12 protein-coding genes and 1 pseudogene are annotated in these 18,366 nt (G+C 75.5%); 9 read left to right on the top strand and 4 right to left on the bottom strand.

Going from position 1 to position 18,366, the window contains the following annotated elements; genetic code table 11:
* Window positions 1-105: 105 nt before the first annotated feature.
* From ACZ573_RS29640 to ACZ573_RS29625, 4 genes are read left to right on the top strand one after another with little or no spacing between them, the layout of a single operon-like run.
* On the top strand, window positions 106-1,281 hold the full coding sequence (locus tag ACZ573_RS29640; RefSeq protein ID WP_471309829.1) for a lantibiotic dehydratase C-terminal domain-containing protein: 1,176 nt from the start codon (window positions 106-108) through the stop codon (window positions 1,279-1,281).
* Window positions 1,278-3,164, top strand: a complete 1,887-nt coding sequence (locus tag ACZ573_RS29635; RefSeq protein WP_471309826.1) for a hypothetical protein — start codon at window positions 1,278-1,280, stop codon at window positions 3,162-3,164. The genes ACZ573_RS29640 and ACZ573_RS29635 overlap by 4 nt, the downstream gene beginning before the upstream one ends.
* On the top strand, window positions 3,161-5,104 hold the full coding sequence (locus tag ACZ573_RS29630) for a TOMM precursor leader peptide-binding protein (RefSeq protein ID WP_471309820.1): 1,944 nt from the start codon (window positions 3,161-3,163) through the stop codon (window positions 5,102-5,104). Before ACZ573_RS29635 ends, ACZ573_RS29630 begins: the two co-directional genes overlap by 4 nt.
* 36 nt (window positions 5,105-5,140) lie before the next feature.
* Window positions 5,141-6,901, top strand: coding sequence for a thiopeptide-type bacteriocin biosynthesis protein (locus ACZ573_RS29625; RefSeq protein WP_471309817.1), 1,761 nt, complete (start codon window positions 5,141-5,143; stop codon window positions 6,899-6,901).
* A 257-nt stretch (window positions 6,902-7,158) separates the two neighbouring features.
* On the opposite strand, the gene ACZ573_RS29620 is transcribed toward ACZ573_RS29625, so the two are convergent.
* Window positions 7,159-7,626, bottom strand: coding sequence for an RICIN domain-containing protein (locus ACZ573_RS29620; RefSeq protein ID WP_471309813.1), 468 nt, complete (start codon window positions 7,624-7,626; stop codon window positions 7,159-7,161).
* 148 nt (window positions 7,627-7,774) lie between these two features.
* On the opposite strand from ACZ573_RS29620, the gene ACZ573_RS29615 reads away from it, so the two are divergent.
* Entirely contained in the window at window positions 7,775-11,551 is a 3,777-nt protein-coding gene (locus ACZ573_RS29615) for a WD40 repeat domain-containing protein (protein ID WP_471309811.1), read from the top strand.
* A 235-nt stretch (window positions 11,552-11,786) separates the two neighbouring features.
* Here ACZ573_RS29615 and ACZ573_RS29610 read toward each other — a convergent pair whose 3' ends face one another.
* Window positions 11,787-12,647, bottom strand: coding sequence for a hypothetical protein (locus tag ACZ573_RS29610; RefSeq protein ID WP_471309808.1), 861 nt, complete (start codon window positions 12,645-12,647; stop codon window positions 11,787-11,789).
* Between the two features lie 241 nt (window positions 12,648-12,888).
* On the opposite strand from ACZ573_RS29610, the gene ACZ573_RS29605 reads away from it, so the two are divergent.
* Window positions 12,889-14,019, top strand: a complete 1,131-nt coding sequence (locus ACZ573_RS29605) for an FAD-dependent oxidoreductase (RefSeq protein WP_471309806.1) — start codon at window positions 12,889-12,891, stop codon at window positions 14,017-14,019.
* Here the strand turns inward: ACZ573_RS29605 and ACZ573_RS29600 are convergent.
* Window positions 14,018-14,321 (bottom strand): annotated as a pseudogene (locus ACZ573_RS29600) (alpha/beta hydrolase family protein); the annotation flags it as partial. The gene ACZ573_RS29605 and the pseudogene ACZ573_RS29600 overlap by 2 nt on opposite strands.
* 207 nt (window positions 14,322-14,528) lie before the next feature.
* On the bottom strand, window positions 14,529-15,470 hold the full coding sequence (locus ACZ573_RS29595) for a LysR family transcriptional regulator (protein ID WP_471310131.1): 942 nt from the start codon (window positions 15,468-15,470) through the stop codon (window positions 14,529-14,531).
* A gap of 107 nt (window positions 15,471-15,577) precedes the next feature.
* Between ACZ573_RS29595 and ACZ573_RS29590 the strand changes: the two genes are divergently transcribed.
* The 3 genes from ACZ573_RS29590 to ACZ573_RS29580 are packed head-to-tail and all read left to right on the top strand — an operon-like array spanning window position 15,578 to window position 18,286.
* Window positions 15,578-16,555: a zinc-binding dehydrogenase gene (locus tag ACZ573_RS29590; RefSeq protein WP_471309803.1), complete on the top strand. Its 978-nt coding sequence runs from the start codon at window positions 15,578-15,580 to the stop codon at window positions 16,553-16,555.
* Window positions 16,556-16,559: 4 nt separating this feature from the next.
* Window positions 16,560-17,213, top strand: a complete 654-nt coding sequence (locus ACZ573_RS29585; RefSeq protein ID WP_471309801.1) for an NAD(P)-binding oxidoreductase — start codon at window positions 16,560-16,562, stop codon at window positions 17,211-17,213.
* The gene (locus ACZ573_RS29580) at window positions 17,213-18,286 is read left to right on the top strand and encodes a DUF7405 family protein (protein WP_471309799.1); all 1,074 of its coding nucleotides are present in this window, start codon (window positions 17,213-17,215) and stop codon (window positions 18,284-18,286) included. Before ACZ573_RS29585 ends, ACZ573_RS29580 begins: the two co-directional genes overlap by 1 nt.
* Window positions 18,287-18,366: the final 80 nt, after the last annotated feature.

Raw genomic sequence — 18,366 nt, 5'->3', positions numbered from 1 at the left:
CGCACCCGCCCGGGCCGTCGAACTCGCCCTGGAGGTCTACCGGGACGGACGCCCGCGATGACCCGCCCGCCCAGCCCGCAGCACCACGACAGGAGCGCACCGGACATGCCGTCCCCCGACCCCGAAGCCCTCCCGGGACCAGACCCCCGCGACCACGGCGCGCTGGACGTCGCCGTCTCCTACCACCACCCGGTCAAAGCCCCGCTGCTGCGCGAGGTCATACTGCCGCTGGCCACCGCCGCCACCGCCGACGGCACCACCGCCCACGTGGAGCGGCACTGGCTGCACGGCCCGCACCTGCGGCTGCGCCTGCAGGGCACCGACCCCGCCGCCGTCGCGCACACCGCCGCGGCCGCCGCCCGACACATCCGCACCTGGCTGCGCACCCACCCCTCCCACAGCGACCTCACCGACACCCAACTCCTCGAACAGGCCGCCGAGGCCGGGCGCGCCGAACTCATCCCCCCGCCCTACGGGCCCATCCACCCCGACAACACCACCCGGATCGAACCCGTCGACCGGACCCCGGTACGGGGCCTGCTCGGAGCGGACGGGACCCGCCTGCGCGAGGACCTGCTGCACTCGGGCCTGGACGCCCTGCGGGCCGGCGCCGGCTTCCTCGGCCGGCACGCGGACACCGACCGGGCCCGGCTCCGCCTCGCGGTCACCGCCCTGGCCGCCCACGCCTGCGCCCACCCCGGCGGCCTGACCGGCGGACACTGGTCCTACGTCTCCCACCTGGAGGACTTCCTCCTCCACGACGACCCCGACGGAAAACTCCGCACCACCTTCGAACGGCACGCCCAAGCCGCCGGGGACACCGTCACCGCCCTCGTCGCACGCATCGCCGACGGCCACGCGCACGACTGGGAACAGGCCTGGGCCGGCTTCTCCCGCAACGCCTGGCAGCTCACGGCCCGCCGCCACGCCGCCGGCGCCGACCTCCACGGAAACCCCCTCGCCTACCGGACCCGGGCGGCCGCCACCGGCGACCCCGCCGCATACGAACGCTGGAACCAGGACATCCGCACCCGCTACAGCGAGTTCCACCGGCTGCTGCGCCGCGCCGACCCGCAGGGCACGATGTGGAGCCGCCCCGACTACCTCATCCACCGGGCCTGCACCAACGCCCTGTACCGGCTGCTGACCGTCTGCGACGTCCGCCCCCTGGAGCGCTACCTCGCCGCGCACCTCGTCGTCCGCGCCGTGCCCGCCCTGACCGGCTGCGACTGGCGCACCGAGATCGGCACCGTCATCGACGCGGTGGAGGCCCGGACATGACCGGCGAACCCACCGGCCAGGACACCGAAAACACCGAGGGCACCGAAAACACCGAGGGCATCGAGGGCACCGAAATCACCGAGGGCACCGAGGACACCGGCAGGGACCGCGCGAGCGGCGGCCGGCTGCGTCCCGGCACCGCCGTCACACCGCTGCGCGCCGGCCTGCACCTGCGGGGGCGGCGCGGCAGCCTCACGCTGGAAGGCAGCCCCGCCGTTCCCGTGGTGTGGGGCCTGCTGGAGGAACCCCTGCGCACCGGGGGCCTCGCCGGGTTCCGGGAGGGCCTGGAGCCGGGCTCCGCCGTCCGTACCGCCGCCGACACCCTCCTCGGCCGGCTCGCCGACCACGACCTCCTCCTCCCCGCACCATCCGCCGCCCCTCACCCCGACCCCGCCGTCGCACGGTGGATCGACGCCACGGCCGCGCGCCCCGCCACCGCGGCCGCCCTCCTCGCCACCGCCCGGGCCGAGGTCCTGGCCCGCGACCCGGCCTCCCCGCCCGCCACCGCCGCCGTACGGGCGCTGACGGCCGGCGGCGTGCCCGTCACCCTCACCCCCGACCCGGACCTGCCCCCGGGCCGCGTCCTGCTGACCGTCCGCGGCGCGGGCCCGGACCGGGCGGTCGCGGCCGGACGGGGCGGCGCCACCGGATACGTGACCGCCCCCGGCAGCACCGCCCAGGCACGCGCCGACGCAGCAGCCCTCGAAGCCCGGCTCACCCACGCCACCCACGGCGCTGCCGGCGCTGCCGCGCCGCAACCCCACACACTTCCGGGCACGTTCACCGCCCTGCTGGCCGGCGCCGCCGCGCACCGGCTGCTGTGCGCGGCCGCCGGAATGCCCGACCCGGCCACCGAGGCCGACGACCCGCGGCTGCTCCCCGGCATCCCCGCCGTCCTCCTCGCCGACACCCGCCCCGCCCGCGCCGACCACCACAGCTGGCTCGGCCCCGCACGGATCGACGCGGACCGCCGCGTCCGCCTCGCGCCCCCGGCCGGGCTCGCCGAAGCCCTGCGGCGGATCGCCGCCCTCGGCGAGGACCGCTGCGGACCCCTGCCCGCACCCCTGCCGGGGGACCTGCCCCAACTCCCGGTCCCCCTCGCCACCTGCACACTGCCCGCCCCCGCCACCGGGCCCGCCACCACCCCCCGCACCCTGACCGGCGGCGGGCCCCGCCTCGACCTCGCCCGCCTCGAACTGTTCTGCCGCGCCGCCGAACTGCTCCTCGGGGAAACCGCGTTCACCGTCGGGGCCGACCCCGGCCACGCCCGCGGCCGCGCCCTGCGCCACGCCGCCGCACGCCGTCTCGCCGCCGCCCCGCACAGCCGCCCCCCGCTGGACCCGGCCCGCTGGTCCGGCCACCCGCAGCTGCGCCACTGGTGGACGGCCCTCACCGGCCGGCTCGCCGTCCCCGCACAACTGGAGGTGCACCGGGCGGCCCCCCACGCACACGCGTACCGGGCCGTGGTCCGCCGCACCCCGCCCGGGCCGGAGCACGGGCCGGGCCCGCTGCTCGGCGAGGCCGTCGAGGCCACCCCCGGCGACGCCGCCTCCTTCGCCGCGCTGGCCGCCGTCACCGCCGTCTGCACCGCCGCGGCCGGAACACCCGGCGCTGCCCCGCCACCGCCCTCCGGGGGCGCGGCCGCCCCGCTGGCGGCGGCCGGTGTGCCCACCGCCGCCTGGGAGGACCCCGGCTGGACCGGGGGCTGGCTCGCCGACCTGGCCGGACGCGAGGACACCCTCCAGGACACCCTGCACCGGCTGTCCGGAACCGGCCCCGCGACCACACCGCCCGCACCCGGCCGCGCACCGGACTCGGCCCTCGCCGGCCTGCTGCGCTCCTTCGGCTTCACCGTGCTGCACATTGCCGAGGAGACCCGATGACCCGCCCCGCACCCGCACCTGCCACGGCCCCCGCCCCCGCACCGGCGGCCGGTCCGGGCCCCGTCCCCGTACTGGACGCCGCCGCAGCCCTGGCGGCCACCACCGGCCGGGCCGCGGTCCTGCTGACCCGCTGGACACTCGGCCTCGCCGGGGAACTGAGCCGCCACGCCCTGCACCGGCCCGTGACCCTGGTCCCGGTGCGCTACGACGGGCCGCTGGCGGTGATCGGACCGGTGCTCCGGCCGGGCGCCGCCGCCTGCCTCGTCTGCACCGAGTACCAGCGCCTGGCGACCACGGGCGGCCGGGTCCCGTGGCAGACCCCGAAGCTGACCCTGGCCGGAGTACCCTCACCGGCCCTGACCCCGGCCGTGGAGGCCCTCGTCCACGACCTCCTCGACCCCGACCCCCACCCCGACCCGGACGCGGACCCCGACGCGGCCGTCGTCCACGTCGTCCACCAGGGCCGCGGCACCTGGTCCACCCACCACGTCCGCCCCGTCGGCGGCTGCGACGTGTGCCACCCGCTGCCCTCCGACACACAGACACCGCTCCACCCCCTGCCCTGCCGACCCCGCCCGCTGCCCGACCCGGCCGTCCTGCGCGGCCCCAACCCCCGTACGACCGCCGCCGCACTGCGAGACGCCCTGCACGACGAACGCTTCGGCCCCGTACGGCTGCTGCGCCGCTTCGAGGACTCGGCGTACAGCCTCACCAGCGCGGTCGTCACCGACGGCAGGTCCCTCGACGACGGCGGCCACGGCCGGGCCCGCACCTTCCCCGACAGCGAACGCATCGCCCTCTTCGAGGCCGTCGAACGGTACGCGGGCATGCGCCCCACCGGCCGCCGCACCGACCTGCTGGCCTCCTTCGCCGAACTGGGCCCGGGCCGCGCCCTGGACCCCGCACGGCTCGGCCTGCCCGACCCCGCCCACCACGGCCACCCCGCCTCACCCACCGTCCCCTACACCCCGGACCTGCCGCTCCACTGGGTACACGGCTGGTCCCTCACCCACCGCAGGCCGACCGCCGTCCCCGAACACGTCGCCTACTGGGACGTGCCGGGACCCGGCCGGCCGCGCGTCGTGTACGAGTCCTCCAACGGCTGCGGCCTCGGCAACAGCCCCGAAGAAGCCGCCCTGTACGGACTGTTCGAGGTCGCGGAACGCGACGCCTTCCTCATGGCCTGGTACACCGCCACCCCGCTGCGCCGCATCCACCCGCCGGCCGGCGACACCGACACCCTGATGCTCGCGGACCGGGCGGCCGCCGCCGGCTACCGGCTCCTGCTCCTGGACGCGACCAACGACTTCGCCGTCCCGGCCGTCCTGGCGGTCTGCCACTACGAGGGCAGCCACCCCCACGCACCCCGGATGTTCCTCGCGGCCGGCGCCCACCACGATCCGCGCGCCGCCATCCGCTCCGCCGTCGCCGAGGTCGTCACCAACGTGCTGGAGGCACCGCACCGTTCCTCCGCCCAGGGAGGGCCACGCGACCCCGAACGCCTGCGGCCCATGCTGGAGCACCCCGAACTCGTCCGCACCCTGGACGACCACGTCGGCCTGAACACCCTGCCCGAGGCCGCCCAGCGCCTGGAGTTCCTCCTCGCCGACACCCCCGCCGCGACGGTCGCCGAGGCCTGGCCCGGCGCCCCCGCCCCGGTGCCCGACCTCTCCGGCCTCCTGACACGGACCGTCGCCCGGCTGGCCCGGGCCGGACTGGAGGTCATCACCGTCGACCAGAGCGAGCCCGGGCTGCGCGAACGGTTCGGCCTGCACTGCGTGAAGGCCGTCGTCCCCGGCGCGCTCCCCATGACCTTCGGACACGTCAACCGGCGCACCCTCGGCCTGCCCCGGCTGCTGGAAGTGCCCCACCGCCTGGGCCGCACCGGCCGGCCGGTCCACCACGGCGAACTGCCCCTGCACCCGCACCCCTTCCCCTGACCCCTGACCCGACACGCGAGGCGAGGACCGCACGACGTGACGACGACCGACAACCACACCGGCACCGGCACCGGCACGGCCGCCGCCGGCACCTGGCAGAGCCACCACCTCTTCCTGCACTCCACCACCGAGGACACCGACCGCTTCCTGACCCGGGACGCGGCCCCCCTCCTCGACGACCTCGTGGCCGCCGGCGAAGCCGCCGACTGGTTCTTCATCCGCTACGGGCAGGACGGCCCCCACCTGCGCATCCGTGTCCGCACCACCGGGACCGCGACCGCCGCGGACCTCCCCCGGCCCCCGGACCTGCCGGACCTGCCGGACCTGCTGGCCCGGCGGGCCCGCCAGGTACCCGCCGTCCCCGGCCCCTGGCCCTCCCGGCACGCCGAGATCCGCGCCGTGCCCTACGTACCCGAGACCCGGCGCTACGGCGGACCGCGGGCCCTGCCCGTCGCCGAGGCGCTCTTCGCCGCCTCCACCCGCACCGCCCTCGACGTACTGCGGGCCCTGCCCGACACGACCACGGCCGCATCCCGCCTCACCGCGGCCGCGGACCTGGCACACACCACGGCGTACGCGCTCGGCATGGACCCGCTCGCCGCCGCACGCTGGCTCCGCGCGCACGCGGCGGGCTGGCGCTGGGTCACCGAGGTGCCGCTGCTGCCCGCCGCCGCCGTCCACACCCGGGTCAACACCGTCCACGCCGCGCAGCGCACGACCCTCGCGGGGCGCGCCGCGGACCTGCGCGAGCGCCTGGAGGCCGGCACCGCGGCGCCCTGGCTCGCGCACTGGGCCGAACGGGTCCGGGAGGCCGACGCGATGCTCGACGGCCCCGGCGAGCGGACCCGGGCCGGGATCTGGGGCTCCCAGCTGCACATGCTGTTCAACCGGCTGGGAGTGAGCCCCGACGAGGAACGGGCCGTGTGCCGGCTGGCCGCGCGCACCCTGCTGGAGACGGACACACCGGCGGGCTTCTTCCCGCCCGGCCACACCGCCCCCGACCTGCAGTACCTGGAACGCAGCAAGTTCCAGATCGGCCGCGGCGAGGACTCGGCACTGCGCCCCCTGCCCGCCCCCGCCCCCACCCCGGCCCCGGCCCCGGTGGCCGGCCCGGCCGGGCCCGCCGAAATCCCGCTCCCCGCCGACCCGTTGCCCGCCGTGCCCCTGGCCGAGGTCCTCGCCGCACGCTCCTCCCTGCGCGGCGCCCTCACCGGCCCCCTCGACACCGGCACGCTCGGCGCCCTGCTGTGGCACTCCCTCGCCGAGAGCGGCCGCAGCGAGCAGCACCTCGCCGACGGCACGACCCGTACCCTGGCCCACCGCCCCTACCCCAGCGCGGGCGCCCTCCACACGGCACGCGTCCGCCTCCTGGTCCTCGACGTGAGCGGTCTCCCCGCCGGCACCTACGACTGCGTCCCCGAACGCCGGACCCTGCGCCGCATCGGCCCGGCGGCGCCGCTGGAGGACATCACCGCCCTGTCGACCTACCTCTCGCGCCCGTCGGCCGACCCGGACTGGATCGGCATCGCGCAGGCACCGCTACTCCTGGCCCTCTACGCCGACCTCGGCCTGCTGCGCCGCCGCTACGGACTGCGCGCACTGCGCCTGGCCCTGCTGGAGACCGGCCACCTGGCCCAGACCCTGCTGCTCACGGCGTCGGCCCTGGGCCTGGGCGGGACCCCGCTGGGCGGCTTCCACGACGACCTGGCCCACGAACTGCTCGGACTCCACGACCCCGACCAGCCGCTCCAGTACCTCCTTCCCCTCGGCCGCCGCCCGCACCCCCACGGCAGGTGACGGGACCGTACGGCACCGCGGCACTCAGGACCCGTCGCCGACCGCACCCGGTGCCAGGGCGGGGGAGCTGGCACAGAAGCGCACCGCTCCCAGGACCGATTCAGCACCCGACAGGAAGGCCGGCCGCGCCCGCGTGCTCCGCGCCCCGGCCGCAGGTGCCCAGGGACACCGGCATCCCGGGCAGGGCGGCCGTCAAGCAGACGCCCGCCCTCCCCGGCCCGGCCCGGCACACGGGGTGCCGGGCCGGGCAGGCGCGCTCAGAAGTCCCAGCTCTGGCTCCGCGCGCCGTTGCAGCTCCAGCTCACCAGGAGCTGGCCGTTCTCGGGCCGCCCGGCCAGGATGTCCAGGCACTTCCCGTTCACCCGGTTACGGATCTCGCTGCCGTTGCGGTACCACTTCTGGTGAAGACCGCCGTGGCAGTCCCACATGCTCACCGACCCCTGGTCACCCAGATGCGGGCCGTAGATCTCCAGGCACTTCCCGTTCATGCTCGAACGGATCTGCTCACCGTCCCAGTACCACTGCTGGTTGGTCCCGCCGTGACAGTCCCACGTCACGGTGGAAGCGCCGTTCTCGTTGTGGAACATGAAGATATCGGCGCACCTCCCGTTCAGGTTGGACTTGAGCAGCGGTGCCGCGGCATACGCAGGCGAGCCGGTCAAGACAGGGCCGGCCAGCAGCCCGGTGACCGCCGCCAGCAGCATCAGTCGTCGTACGGACCTCATGAGTTCCCCTTCCCATCACCGAGGCGCGGTTGCGCCGGCCCCTGTCTAGCCCCCGGCCGATGTCCGGCGCCGGAACGAGGATTCCGGACATCAAAAGCTGGACAAACACCACCCGACACGGCTGCGGAAATCCGCAGGAAGGAAGGCAATGCCACGCCCCGAACGCCCGCTCGACCTGGACTCCGGTCCGCTGACACGGTTCGCGGCCGACCTGCGGAAACTGCGTGAGACAGCGGGACGCCCGCCCTACCGGGCCCTGGCGAAAAAGGCACACTATTCGTCCACGACACTGTCGGACGCCGCGGGCGGCAACACCTTCCCGAGCCTTGCCGTCACCCTCGCCTACGTCGACGCCTGCCAGGGCGACCGCCGCACATGGGAAACCCGGTGGCATGCCGTCGCCGCCGAGATCGCCGCGAGCGCACCACCGGAGACCCCCGCGCGGACCGGCCGCCAGAACGCCCCGTACGCCGGCCTGTCGGCCTTCCAGCCCGAAGACGCCGACCGCTTCTTCGGACGCGAGCGGCTGACCGGCGAACTCCTCGCGAAAGTGGCCGGCCACCGCTTCCTCGCCGTCTTCGGGCCCTCCGGATCAGGGAAATCCTCTCTGCTGCGGGCCGGACTCGTCGCCCGCGCACAGGCAGCGGGCCGGCCGGTCATGCTCTTCACCCCGGGCCCGCACCCCCTGGAGGAATGCGCGATCCACCTCGCCGCGGCCACGGGCGAGGCCCCCGCCGCACTCCTGACCGAGCTGCACGACGATCCCGCGGCACTGCACCTGCGCATCCGGCAGACCATGACCGGCCACCCCCCGGACACCGACACACTGATCGTCGTCGACCAGTTCGAAGAGGTCTTCACCCTCTGCCAGGACCCGGGCGAACGCGGCGCGTTCATCACCCTGCTGACCGCCGCCGCCGGGGCGGCCACCAGCCGGACCCGGGTGGTACTCGGCGTACGCGCCGACTTCTACGGCCACTGCGTCCAGGACCCCCGGCTGGTCGAAGCGATCCGCGACGCACAGATCGCCGTCGGCCCGATGAGCAGCCAGGAACTGCGCGAGGCCATCACCCGGCCCGCCGCCCTCGCCGACTGCACGGTCACCGGCCCGCTCCTCGCGGCCGTCGTCGCGGACGCCACCGGCCAGCCGGGCGCACTGCCCCTGGTCTCGCACGCGATGGTCGAGACCTGGCGCCGGCGCAGCGGCAGCCGCCTGACCCTGGAGGGCTACCTCGCCGCCGGCGGAATCCAGCACGCCCTCGCACACACCGCGGAGGCCGCCTACGCCGCACTCTCACCGCCGCAGCAGGACCTCGCCAGGTCGCTGTTCCTGCGGCTGACCGCCCTGGGCGACGGCACCGAGGACACCAGGCGCCGCATCACCAGGGACGAACTGGACCCGAACCCCGACACCGTCCACGTCCTCGAATCCCTCGCCCGCAAAAGGCTCGTGACACTAGACCAGGAAAGCGCCGAGATCACCCACGAGGCGATCATCCGGTGCTGGCCGAGACTGCGCGGCTGGCTCACCGAAGACCGCGACCGGCTGCTCCTGCACCGCCGGCTCACCGACGCGACCGCCGGCTGGGAACGGCAGGACCACGACCCGCACACCCTCTACCGGGGCGCCCGCCTGGCCGCCGCCCTGGACCTGGCCGCCACCGACGCCAGCCGCCTGACCTCGAAGGAACGGCGCTTCCTCGACGCGAGCCGGGAAGCACAGGCCGGCGAGACGGCGGCGGTGCGGCGACGGACGGTCCGCCTGCGGCAACTGGTCACCCTGCTCACCGTGCTGGTGGCCGTCGCGGCGACCGCGGGCGCACTGGCCGTCGGCTCGCGCGACTCCGCCCTGCGCCAGCGCAACGTGGCCATCGCGCGCAAGGCCGCCGCCGACGCGGCCGAGGTACGCCCCCACGACCCCGCGCTCGCCGCCCAGCTGAACCTGGCCGCCTACCGGCTGGCAGCCACCGGCGACGTCCGCGACCAGCTCATGAGCACCTTCGCGACGCCCTACACCAGCCGGCTCACCGGCCACACCTCCGACGTGGTCTCGATCTCCTTCGCCCCCGACAGCCGCATCCTGGCCACCGCGAGCTGGGACCGCACCGTCCGGCTGTGGGACACCCGCGACCCCCACCATCCCGTACAGCTCGCCGCCGTGACCCAGCCCGAGCGGCTGATGTCGGTGGCCTTCGGCCCCGGCGGCCGCATCCTGGCCACGGCGAGCGAACGCTCCGTACGGCTCTGGGACGTGACCGACCGGCGGGCGCCCGCCCAGCTGAGCACCCTGGCGGACCAGCGGTCCGCACCGACATGGGTGGCCTGCGGGCCGGACGGCCTCATCGCCACCGGCCACACCGACGGCACGGCACGCCTGTGGAACGTGCACGACCCCCGCCACCCCCGGCAACTGGCCACCCTGCCCGGTCACTCCGGCACCGTCACCTCGGTGACGTTCGCCCCGGACCACCGCACGGTGGCGACCACCGGCGACACCACCACCCGACTGTGGGACGTCGCGGACCCCGCGCATCCGCTCCTCCTCGACGTCCTGCGCGGACACACCGACACCGTGACCGCAGCCGCCTTCAGCCCCGACGGCAAGGCCCTGGCGACCGGCAGCTGGGACCGCACCGCACGCCTGTGGGACATCACCGGCGGCCGCTCCGCCCGCCCGCCCGCCGTCCTGCCCGGCCATCCCGCCATCGTCTGGTCGCTCGCCTTCAGCCCGGACGGCACCACACTCGTCTCGGTCGGCGGCTCCACCCAGTTCTGGGACATCACCGCCCCGGCGGACCCGAAGCGGACCAGCACGCTCCAAGGCGGCTTCTACCAAGCCGCGTTCAGCCCCGACGGCCACGTCCTCGCCAACTCCGACCGGCTCCTGGACCTGCGGGACCTCTCCCTCGCCACCCACGACGACGTGGTCACCTCCCTCGCGTTCGCACCCGGCGGCCACCTCCTCGCCAGCGCCAGCTGGGACGGCACCGCACGCCTGTGGCAGGTCACCGGCGGCCGCGCCCTGTGGCCGCTGTCGGCCCTGCACGGACACACCAGGTTCGTCCGCTGCGTGACCTTCAGCCCCGACGGCCGCACCCTCGTCACCGCCAGCGAGGACGGCACCGCCCGCGTCTGGAACGTCACCGACCCCCGCAAGCCCCGCCTGACATCGGTCATCGCCCCCGAAGGCGGCGAAGTCGCCGGCACCGCCTTCGCCCCGGACGGCCACCTCCTGGCCCTCTGGGCCCAGGCCACGGCCGGCCTGTGGGACCTGACCGATCCCGCCGACCCCCGGCCGCTGAGCCGGATCGCCGAGGACGGGCCGAACGTCACGACGGCCTCGTTCCGGCCGGACGGCCACACCCTGGTCACCAGCACGGGCGAGTCCGGCTCACTGCGGCTGTGGGACATCACCCGGCCACGCACCCCCCGGGAACTGCCCTCCCCCTTCCGGTCCGACCCCCTCACCAGCGGCGTGTTCAGCCCCGACAACCGGCGACTGGCCGCCTTCCACCGGACGGACAGGACCATCTGGCTGATCGACGCCGGCGACATCCACCACCCCGCGAAGACGGCGCAGCTGCCGGCCTCCGGCTCCTGGCTCTACACGCTGGCCTTCGATGCGCAAGGCCGCCGGCTGGCAGCCGGCGCCGCGGACGGCAAGGCCCTCCTGTGGGACCTGGGCGGCCCGCCCGCCCCCACCATCCTCACCGGCCACGCCAACCCCGTACCGGCCGTGGCGTTCAGCCCGGACGGCACCACCCTGGCCACCGGCGGCAACGACTTCACGATCCGCCTGCGGGACACCGGCCTGGACCGGGTCACCACCCGCATCTGCGACAGCGCCCACCCCTGGATCACCAGAACCCAATGGGCCCGGTACTTCACGGCGATCGACTTCGACCCGCCCTGCCCCGCCCCCTGACGCCCCGGGGCCATCCCGCCGCCCGCACGGCTCAGCGCGTGAGGATGACGCGCCGGCGGACCCACCGCCCGCCGGCCGCGGCGCACCGCAGGAAGTCCGCGACGCCGGCACGGCCGATCCCCCCGCCGGCCCGCCCCCGGGTCCCGTCCAGGTGACCCGCGCGTCCTCACGCCGCGGCAGCCGGGCCGCGTCACGGACCAGGACGCCGCCCCGGTGCCCGGCCGGCCTCCTCGCGCTACTGCGCGGGCGTGATCCGCCAGGTGCCGCCGCGGACATCGAGCGTCGCCGTGAAGTCGGCCCGCCGCGGGAACGCGACGTCCAGCCGCCACGGGCCCGGCAGGACGGCCAGAGCGACCGTCACCAGATCCTCGGTGACTTCGCCCAGGGCCCCGATCCAGTGGGATGCGGTGGCGATCAGCTGCTCGGGCAGCCAGAGCCCGGGCTCGGGAACACGCACGGAGGGCCTCCCGGTGAGTCCGGCGAGGCCGGAGCCGGCCAGCAGGGCCAGCAGCCGGGCCAGGACCGCGGCCGGCAGGCCGCGATCGCGGGCTTCCAGCAGCACGTAGCAGTCGTCGTGACCCGAGAACCAGACCCGGCAGTCACCCAGACGGTCCAGCAGCCGCTCGCCCGCGCCGGCCGTGCCCACCACGAGGGCGATCTCGTCGAGCCGCTCCGCAGTCACACCGGCGGGCACACCGATCAGAGCCAGTTCGTACGGCGACCAGGTGCCGTCGAGGAAACGCGGCAGGAGGCCGCGGTCCATCACCAGGATCTCCTCCGCGAGTCCGCACGTGCCGGACGCCCAGGACCCGACGGGGTGGACCGCGCACGGCACGCCCAGATCGGCCGCGATCAGCGAGGGCCGCAGCGGCTGCCAGTCCTCGTCCAGGTAGGAGTTGGTCTCCAGCGACACCACCGCGACCGTGTCGTCCGCCACGGCCACCAGCAGGTCGGCCAGCTCACCCGCCCGGGCCGCGCCGGCCGTCACCCGCCACACCCCCTCGGCCTCACGCACGCCGAAGCTCAACGGGAACGGCCGGCGCTCCATGCCGACACTGTTCACGCTGAACGCGCCCTGCTGCCCGACCTCGATCACTGCCCACCCCCGAGAACCCGCCGGACACCGCCACGGAGCCCGCCGCCGCCCATCATCGCCGGTCGGCGGGCCGGGCTCCGCCACCCGGCGAGTCCCAAGCAGCCACGTGGGACCGATACGCGGTGTCGGTCATCCATCGGCGGCCGCCGGTCCGGTGTCGGTGGCTTGTCGGCGAGGCCCGCCAGCCTTCCAGGGACGGCCGCCGGAGCACACCGGGCGGCCCCGATCCCCAGGAGCCACCATGCACATGCCCGTCACGGTCATCGGCGCCGGACTCGGCGGACTCACCCTGGCCCGCGTCCTGCACGTCCACGGAATCCCCGTCACCGTCTACGAGGCGGAGTCCTCCCCGACGGCGCGCACGCAGGGCGGGCTGCTCGACATCCACGACCACAACGGACAGCTCGCCCTCAAGGCGGCCGGCCTGATGGACGAGTTCCACGCCATCGTCCTGGAGGGCCGCCAGGCCATGCGGGTCCTCGACCCGGACGGGACCGTCCTGTTCGACAAGGCCGACGACGGCACGGGCGCACGCCCCGAGGTCCAGCGCGGCGAGTTACGGCAGATCCTGCTCGACTCGCTCCCGGCCGGCACCGTCCGGTGGGGGCACAAGGTCAGCAGCACCCGCACCGCCGGCCCGGGCCGCCACGAGGTGACGTTCGCCGACGGCGCCACCGCCGTCACCGGCCTGCTGGTCGGCGCGGACGGCGCCTGGTCACAGGTACGGCCCCTGCTCTCCACCGCCACACCCCAATACGCCGGCACCTCGTTCGTCGAGACGTACCTCTTCCACGCCGACACCCGCCATGCGGCCGCCGCGAAAGCGGTCGGCGGCGGAATGATGATCGCGCCCTCACCGGGCAGGGAGATCTTCGCCCACCGGGAAAGCGGCGACACCCTGCACACCTACGTGGCGCTGACCAGGCCGCAGGACTGGTTCGCCGCCATCGACTTCACCGACGCAGCCGCGGCCACCGCGCGGATCGCGCGCGAGTTCGACGGCTGGGCACCGGAACTCACCGCGCTGATCACCGACGGCGACACGGCCCCGGTCCTGCGCCCCCAGTACACCCTGCCGACCGGGCACCGCTGGGACCGGGTGCCGGGGGTCACCCTGCTCGGCGACGCCGCCCACCTCACGCCCCCGAACGGCGAAGGCGCCAACCTGGCCATGTACGACGGCGCCGAACTCGGCCGGGCCCTCGCCGCGCACCCCGGCGACGTCGAGGCCGCGCTCACCGAGTACGAGCAGGCCATGTTCCCCCGCAGCGCCGAGCCGGTCACCTTCGAAGGGGGAGAGGTCCCGGGGATCGACTCCGAGCACAACACGGCCCAGGGCCTGATCGACCTGATCACCGAGAACGGCCGATGAGCCGCCCAGGCCCGCCTGCTGCTCTGCGTCCCGCCGCGGGCCTGCTCGCCGGCAGCCGAACGGGGCCGGTCGCCGCACCCGGCGGCGTCGATGGCGGCCACCGCGTAGCCCTGCGCCGCCGAGTGCCTCGCCCGGGCCACCAGCCGGGCCGCCCCCCTGGGCAGGCCGTTGTTGTGGGCCATCAGGATCAGCGGGACCGGTACGGCGGATTCGGGCGTCCACAGGGTGCCGGGGATCTCGCCGAGGGTGAATTCGCGTTCGAGGACGCCGTCGTCGAGGCGCTGTTCGGAAGTGAAGTGCATGGTCGTGCCTTTCGGGAGTGCTCGCGAGCGGCGCTCCCGGACAGCCTGCCTACCGTCCGACCGTGACCCCGGGGGGGAGCACCCATGTCGATACTGCGTTCACGGGTACCACCTCCTCGTTCTCTCGCACGGCCTCAGGGAACGTAGCAGTGCCCGCCGGGTCCGCCAAGCGGGTTTCCCGCGGCCGCCGCGCCACCCGTCCGCCGGTCACGGCCCCGCGCCCGGACCCCGCGGCGCCGCGGCCCCGTCCTCCAGCCAGCCCGCCTCCCGGGCCGCGTCCAGCGCGGCATCCGTGAAGTGCGTGACGATCGGCGACGGCGAGGTCTCCGGCAGCACCAGATGGGTGGCGAGCGGCCGCGTCCCCGCAGCGAGCGGCACCCAGCGCAGCCACCCCGGCAGCTGCTCGCCGGACGACGCGGCGACCAGACCCACCGTGCGGGCGTCCCGCAGCACGCTCTGCGTGGGATCGAAAGCCATCGGACGCTCCGTCAGCCGCGGTACCAGCCCCGCCCCCTGGAACACGGCCAGCACCTCGTCGTAGTGACCGGGGTTGGCCTGCCGCTCGTGCAGCACCAGCGGGAAGGCCGCGACCTCGGCCAAGGTGAGCTCACGCCGCCCGGCCAGCGGATGGGCGGCCGCCAGCAGCACCCCGCGCGGTTCGCTGCGCACCAGCAGCAGCCGCACCCCCGCCACCGCCTCCGGCGAACGCGCTATCCCCGCGTCCGCCCGCCCGTCCAGCACCGCGTGCGCGATGTCGGGGGTCCGCAGCACCTCGGCGGCCACCTGGACGTCCGGCAGCCGCGCCCGCACCGCCTCCACCAGAGCGGGCACCGTCCCGTACCCCGTACTGGTGCTGTACACCAGCCGCAGCCGCCCCAGTTCACCGCGCCCGGCCCGGCGGGCCGCCTCCCACACGTCCTCCAGCGCGGCGAGCGCACCCGCACCACGCTGGTACACCGCCTGCCCGGCCTCCGTCAGGCGCACCACGCGGGTGGTGCGGTGCAGCAGCAGCACACCCAGCCGGCTCTCCAGCCGGCGGATCTGCGTGCTCAGCGCCGGCTGCGCGATGTGCAGCCGGGCCGCCGCCCGCGTGAAACTGCCCTCCTCGGCCACGGCCAGGAAGTAGCGCAGCAGTCTCGCCTCGGGCATCGTCACCCCGCCATCGTAGAGGCGCCGCCCCATTCATATCCGCGGGTTATGAACCGAGACAGAGCTGGTCTTTCCCTCCCGGCCAGGGCCCTGCCTACGGTCGGTGCATGACCTCCTCCCGCACCTCTCCCGCCTCCGCCCACCCCGTGCCCCCGATCCTGCCCCGGCAGATGCGCGCCTGGATCGGCACCCCCGACGGCCCCGACCTGCGCATCGCCGCCCTGCCCGAACCGGCCCCGGACCAGGCGCTGGTGAGCGTGGCCGCCTTCTCCGTCAACCGCGGCGAACTCAACCTGTTCCGGCGCCGCGCCGAGGGCTGGCGGCCCGGCCAGGACCTGGCCGGGACCGTCGTCCGGGCCGCGGCCGACGGCAGCGGCCCCGCCGCCGGGACCCGCATCGCGGCGATGAACGACTTCGGCGGCTGGGCCCAGTACGCGGCCGTCCCCGTCGACCGCCTCGCCGTCCTCCCCGACGCGGTGGCCTTCACCGAGGCGGCCACCCTCGGCGTCGCCGGACTGACCGCCCTGCGCGCCCTGCGCCGCGGCGGGCCGCTGCTGGGCCGCCGCGTCCTGGTCACCGGGGCGAGCGGCGGCGTCGGCTCCTTCGCCGTGCAACTGGCCGCCGCCGAGGGCGCCGAGGTGACGGCGCTGACCGGCACCCACCGCGACCTCGACCTGAAGGCACTGGGCGCGCACCACGTGGTCACCTCACTCGCCGACGCGGAAGGCGACTTCGACGTGATCCTCGAATCCGTGGGCGGAGATGTACTGGTCACGGCCCTCAAGCGGCTGTCGGCCCTCGGCCACATCGTGGTCCTCGGCACCTCCTCGGGCCGCACGGCCTCCCTGAGCATCTCCTCCTTCGTGCCCCACGTGCGCCAGACCCTGCACCCCTTCTGGGTGTTCGGGTCCGGCGAGCCGGTCGGTGAGGACCTGGAACTGCTGGTCCGCCTGATCGACCTCGGCCGGCTGCGGCCGGTCCTGGGCCACCAGGACACCTGGGAACGGCTCCCCGAGGTGATGGAGTCGCTGCGCGAGCGCCGGATCGCCGGCAAGGCCACCCTCCTCGTCCACGACGGGGCGTGAGGGCGTGGCACGCATCGTCGTCGCCGGCTCGCCCTACCGGGCCGGCACCGGGAAGATCATCGCCTCGGCGGCCGCCGAACGGGGCCACACGGTCCGCTACGTCAGCGACCTCGGCGACCCGGCCCGGCCGGACGACCTCGGTGAACTGACCGGCGCGGCTACCGTCCTGGAAGGCGCCGAAGCCGTCGTCCTCGTCCCCAAGCGGGGCGACGCCCGGATCCACACCGAACGGGCCACCCGCGTACTGCTGGAGCAGGTACGCCGCCACCGGCCCGCCGCGCACTTCGTCCTGTTCAGCTCCTTCGCGGTCGGCCACGGACCCGCCCACCCCCTCAACCGGATCAACGACACCCTGCTCCCGGCCCGGGTCGCCGCCGAACGGCTGGTGCGCGCAAGCGGCCTGCCCTACACCATCGTGCGGCCCACCTGGATGACCGACGACCCGCCCGGCAGCCACGCCCTGACCCTCAGCCAGCACCCCCACGGCGACGGCATGGTGGCCCGCTCCGACATGGCCGCCGCGATCGTCGCGGCCATCGAACAGCCCGCCAGCCGGTCCACGACCTTCAGCCTGTTCAACGAACCCGGCACCCCCGTGGCCGACTGGGCCGCGGCGTTCGCGGCCCTGCGCCGCGACGAGCCGCAGAAGGAGCTGTGATGCCCGTACGCCCCGCCGCCCAGCACGCCTGGGAGGACACCTTCCGCTCCGACGAGGCCGGCCGCGCGCTGCCGCCCCGCCACCACCGGCTGCTCATGCTCGACGTCGCGGGCACCCCCGTACGGGCGGACGCCCGGCACCTGGAGGCCGCGCTCGGCGCCCTGGAGGAGCGCTACGGGCACGGGCCCGACGGCATCCTGATGTGCATGGGCTGGGGCCCGGGCTGGTTCGAGCGGCACACACGGCTGCGTTCCCCGGTGGGCCGGCCCGTCCCGATGGCCCGCTGGGAGAACCCGGTGCTGGAGGAGTACGACGCCTGCCTCCACCTGGCCTCCGACCGGGAGGAGACGCTCACCGAGGCCGCCGCCTCGCTCTTCGGGCCGGGACCGCAGGACCAGCGCGGGCGCCTCGTGCTGCGCGAGACCCGCAGCGGCTTCGTCGGGCAGGGCCTGCCGGCCGCGCGGCGGCCGCAGGCCGGCGTCCCCGCCGAGGCCCCGCTGCTGCTGGGCTTCCACTCGGGACTGCGGCGCAACCAGGCCACCGAGGAGGAGGTCTCGATCACCGGGGGGCCGCTCGCCGGCGGCACGACCATGCACGTCAGCTACATCGTCCTGGACACCGACAGCTGGTACGAGCAGCACGAGGACGAGCGCGCCGCCCTGATGTACTCGCCCCGGACCACCGCGAAGGAGGCGCACGCCCTGGCCGAGGACGCGGAGAGCGACCGTACGGAGCTCGCGGCGGTGGCCGCCGCCCACGGACGGGTCGGCCACGCCCAGGCGACCGGGCGGGCCCGGCTCGCCGGCCGTCCGCGGATCAACCGCAGGGACTTCGCGACGATGGACCACGGGGTGCCCGGCACCCACTTCGTGTCCCTGCAGCGCACCATGGAGGACTTCCACGCCACCCGGGCGATGATGAACGCGGCCGACGCGTCCACCCACCACGGCGGGATCGGCGTACGGCGCAACAACGGCATCAACGCGTTCATGGACGTCCGCAGCCGGGCCACCTTCGCCGTGCCCCCGCGCGCCGGCCGCGCCTACCCGGGACTGCCGCAGCCGCGCGCCTGAGCCGGCCGGGCCCCTCGCCGGCGCCTGCACCTGTGGAGCGGCGGCTGCCGGGCCCGGCCGCGCCGGCCGGCCGTGGTGCA

Source organism: Streptomyces sp. NPDC040545 (assembly GCF_055595065.1).
The sequence above is the reverse complement of the archived record's forward strand: the minus strand, read 5'-3'. Positions and strand labels throughout refer to the sequence as shown.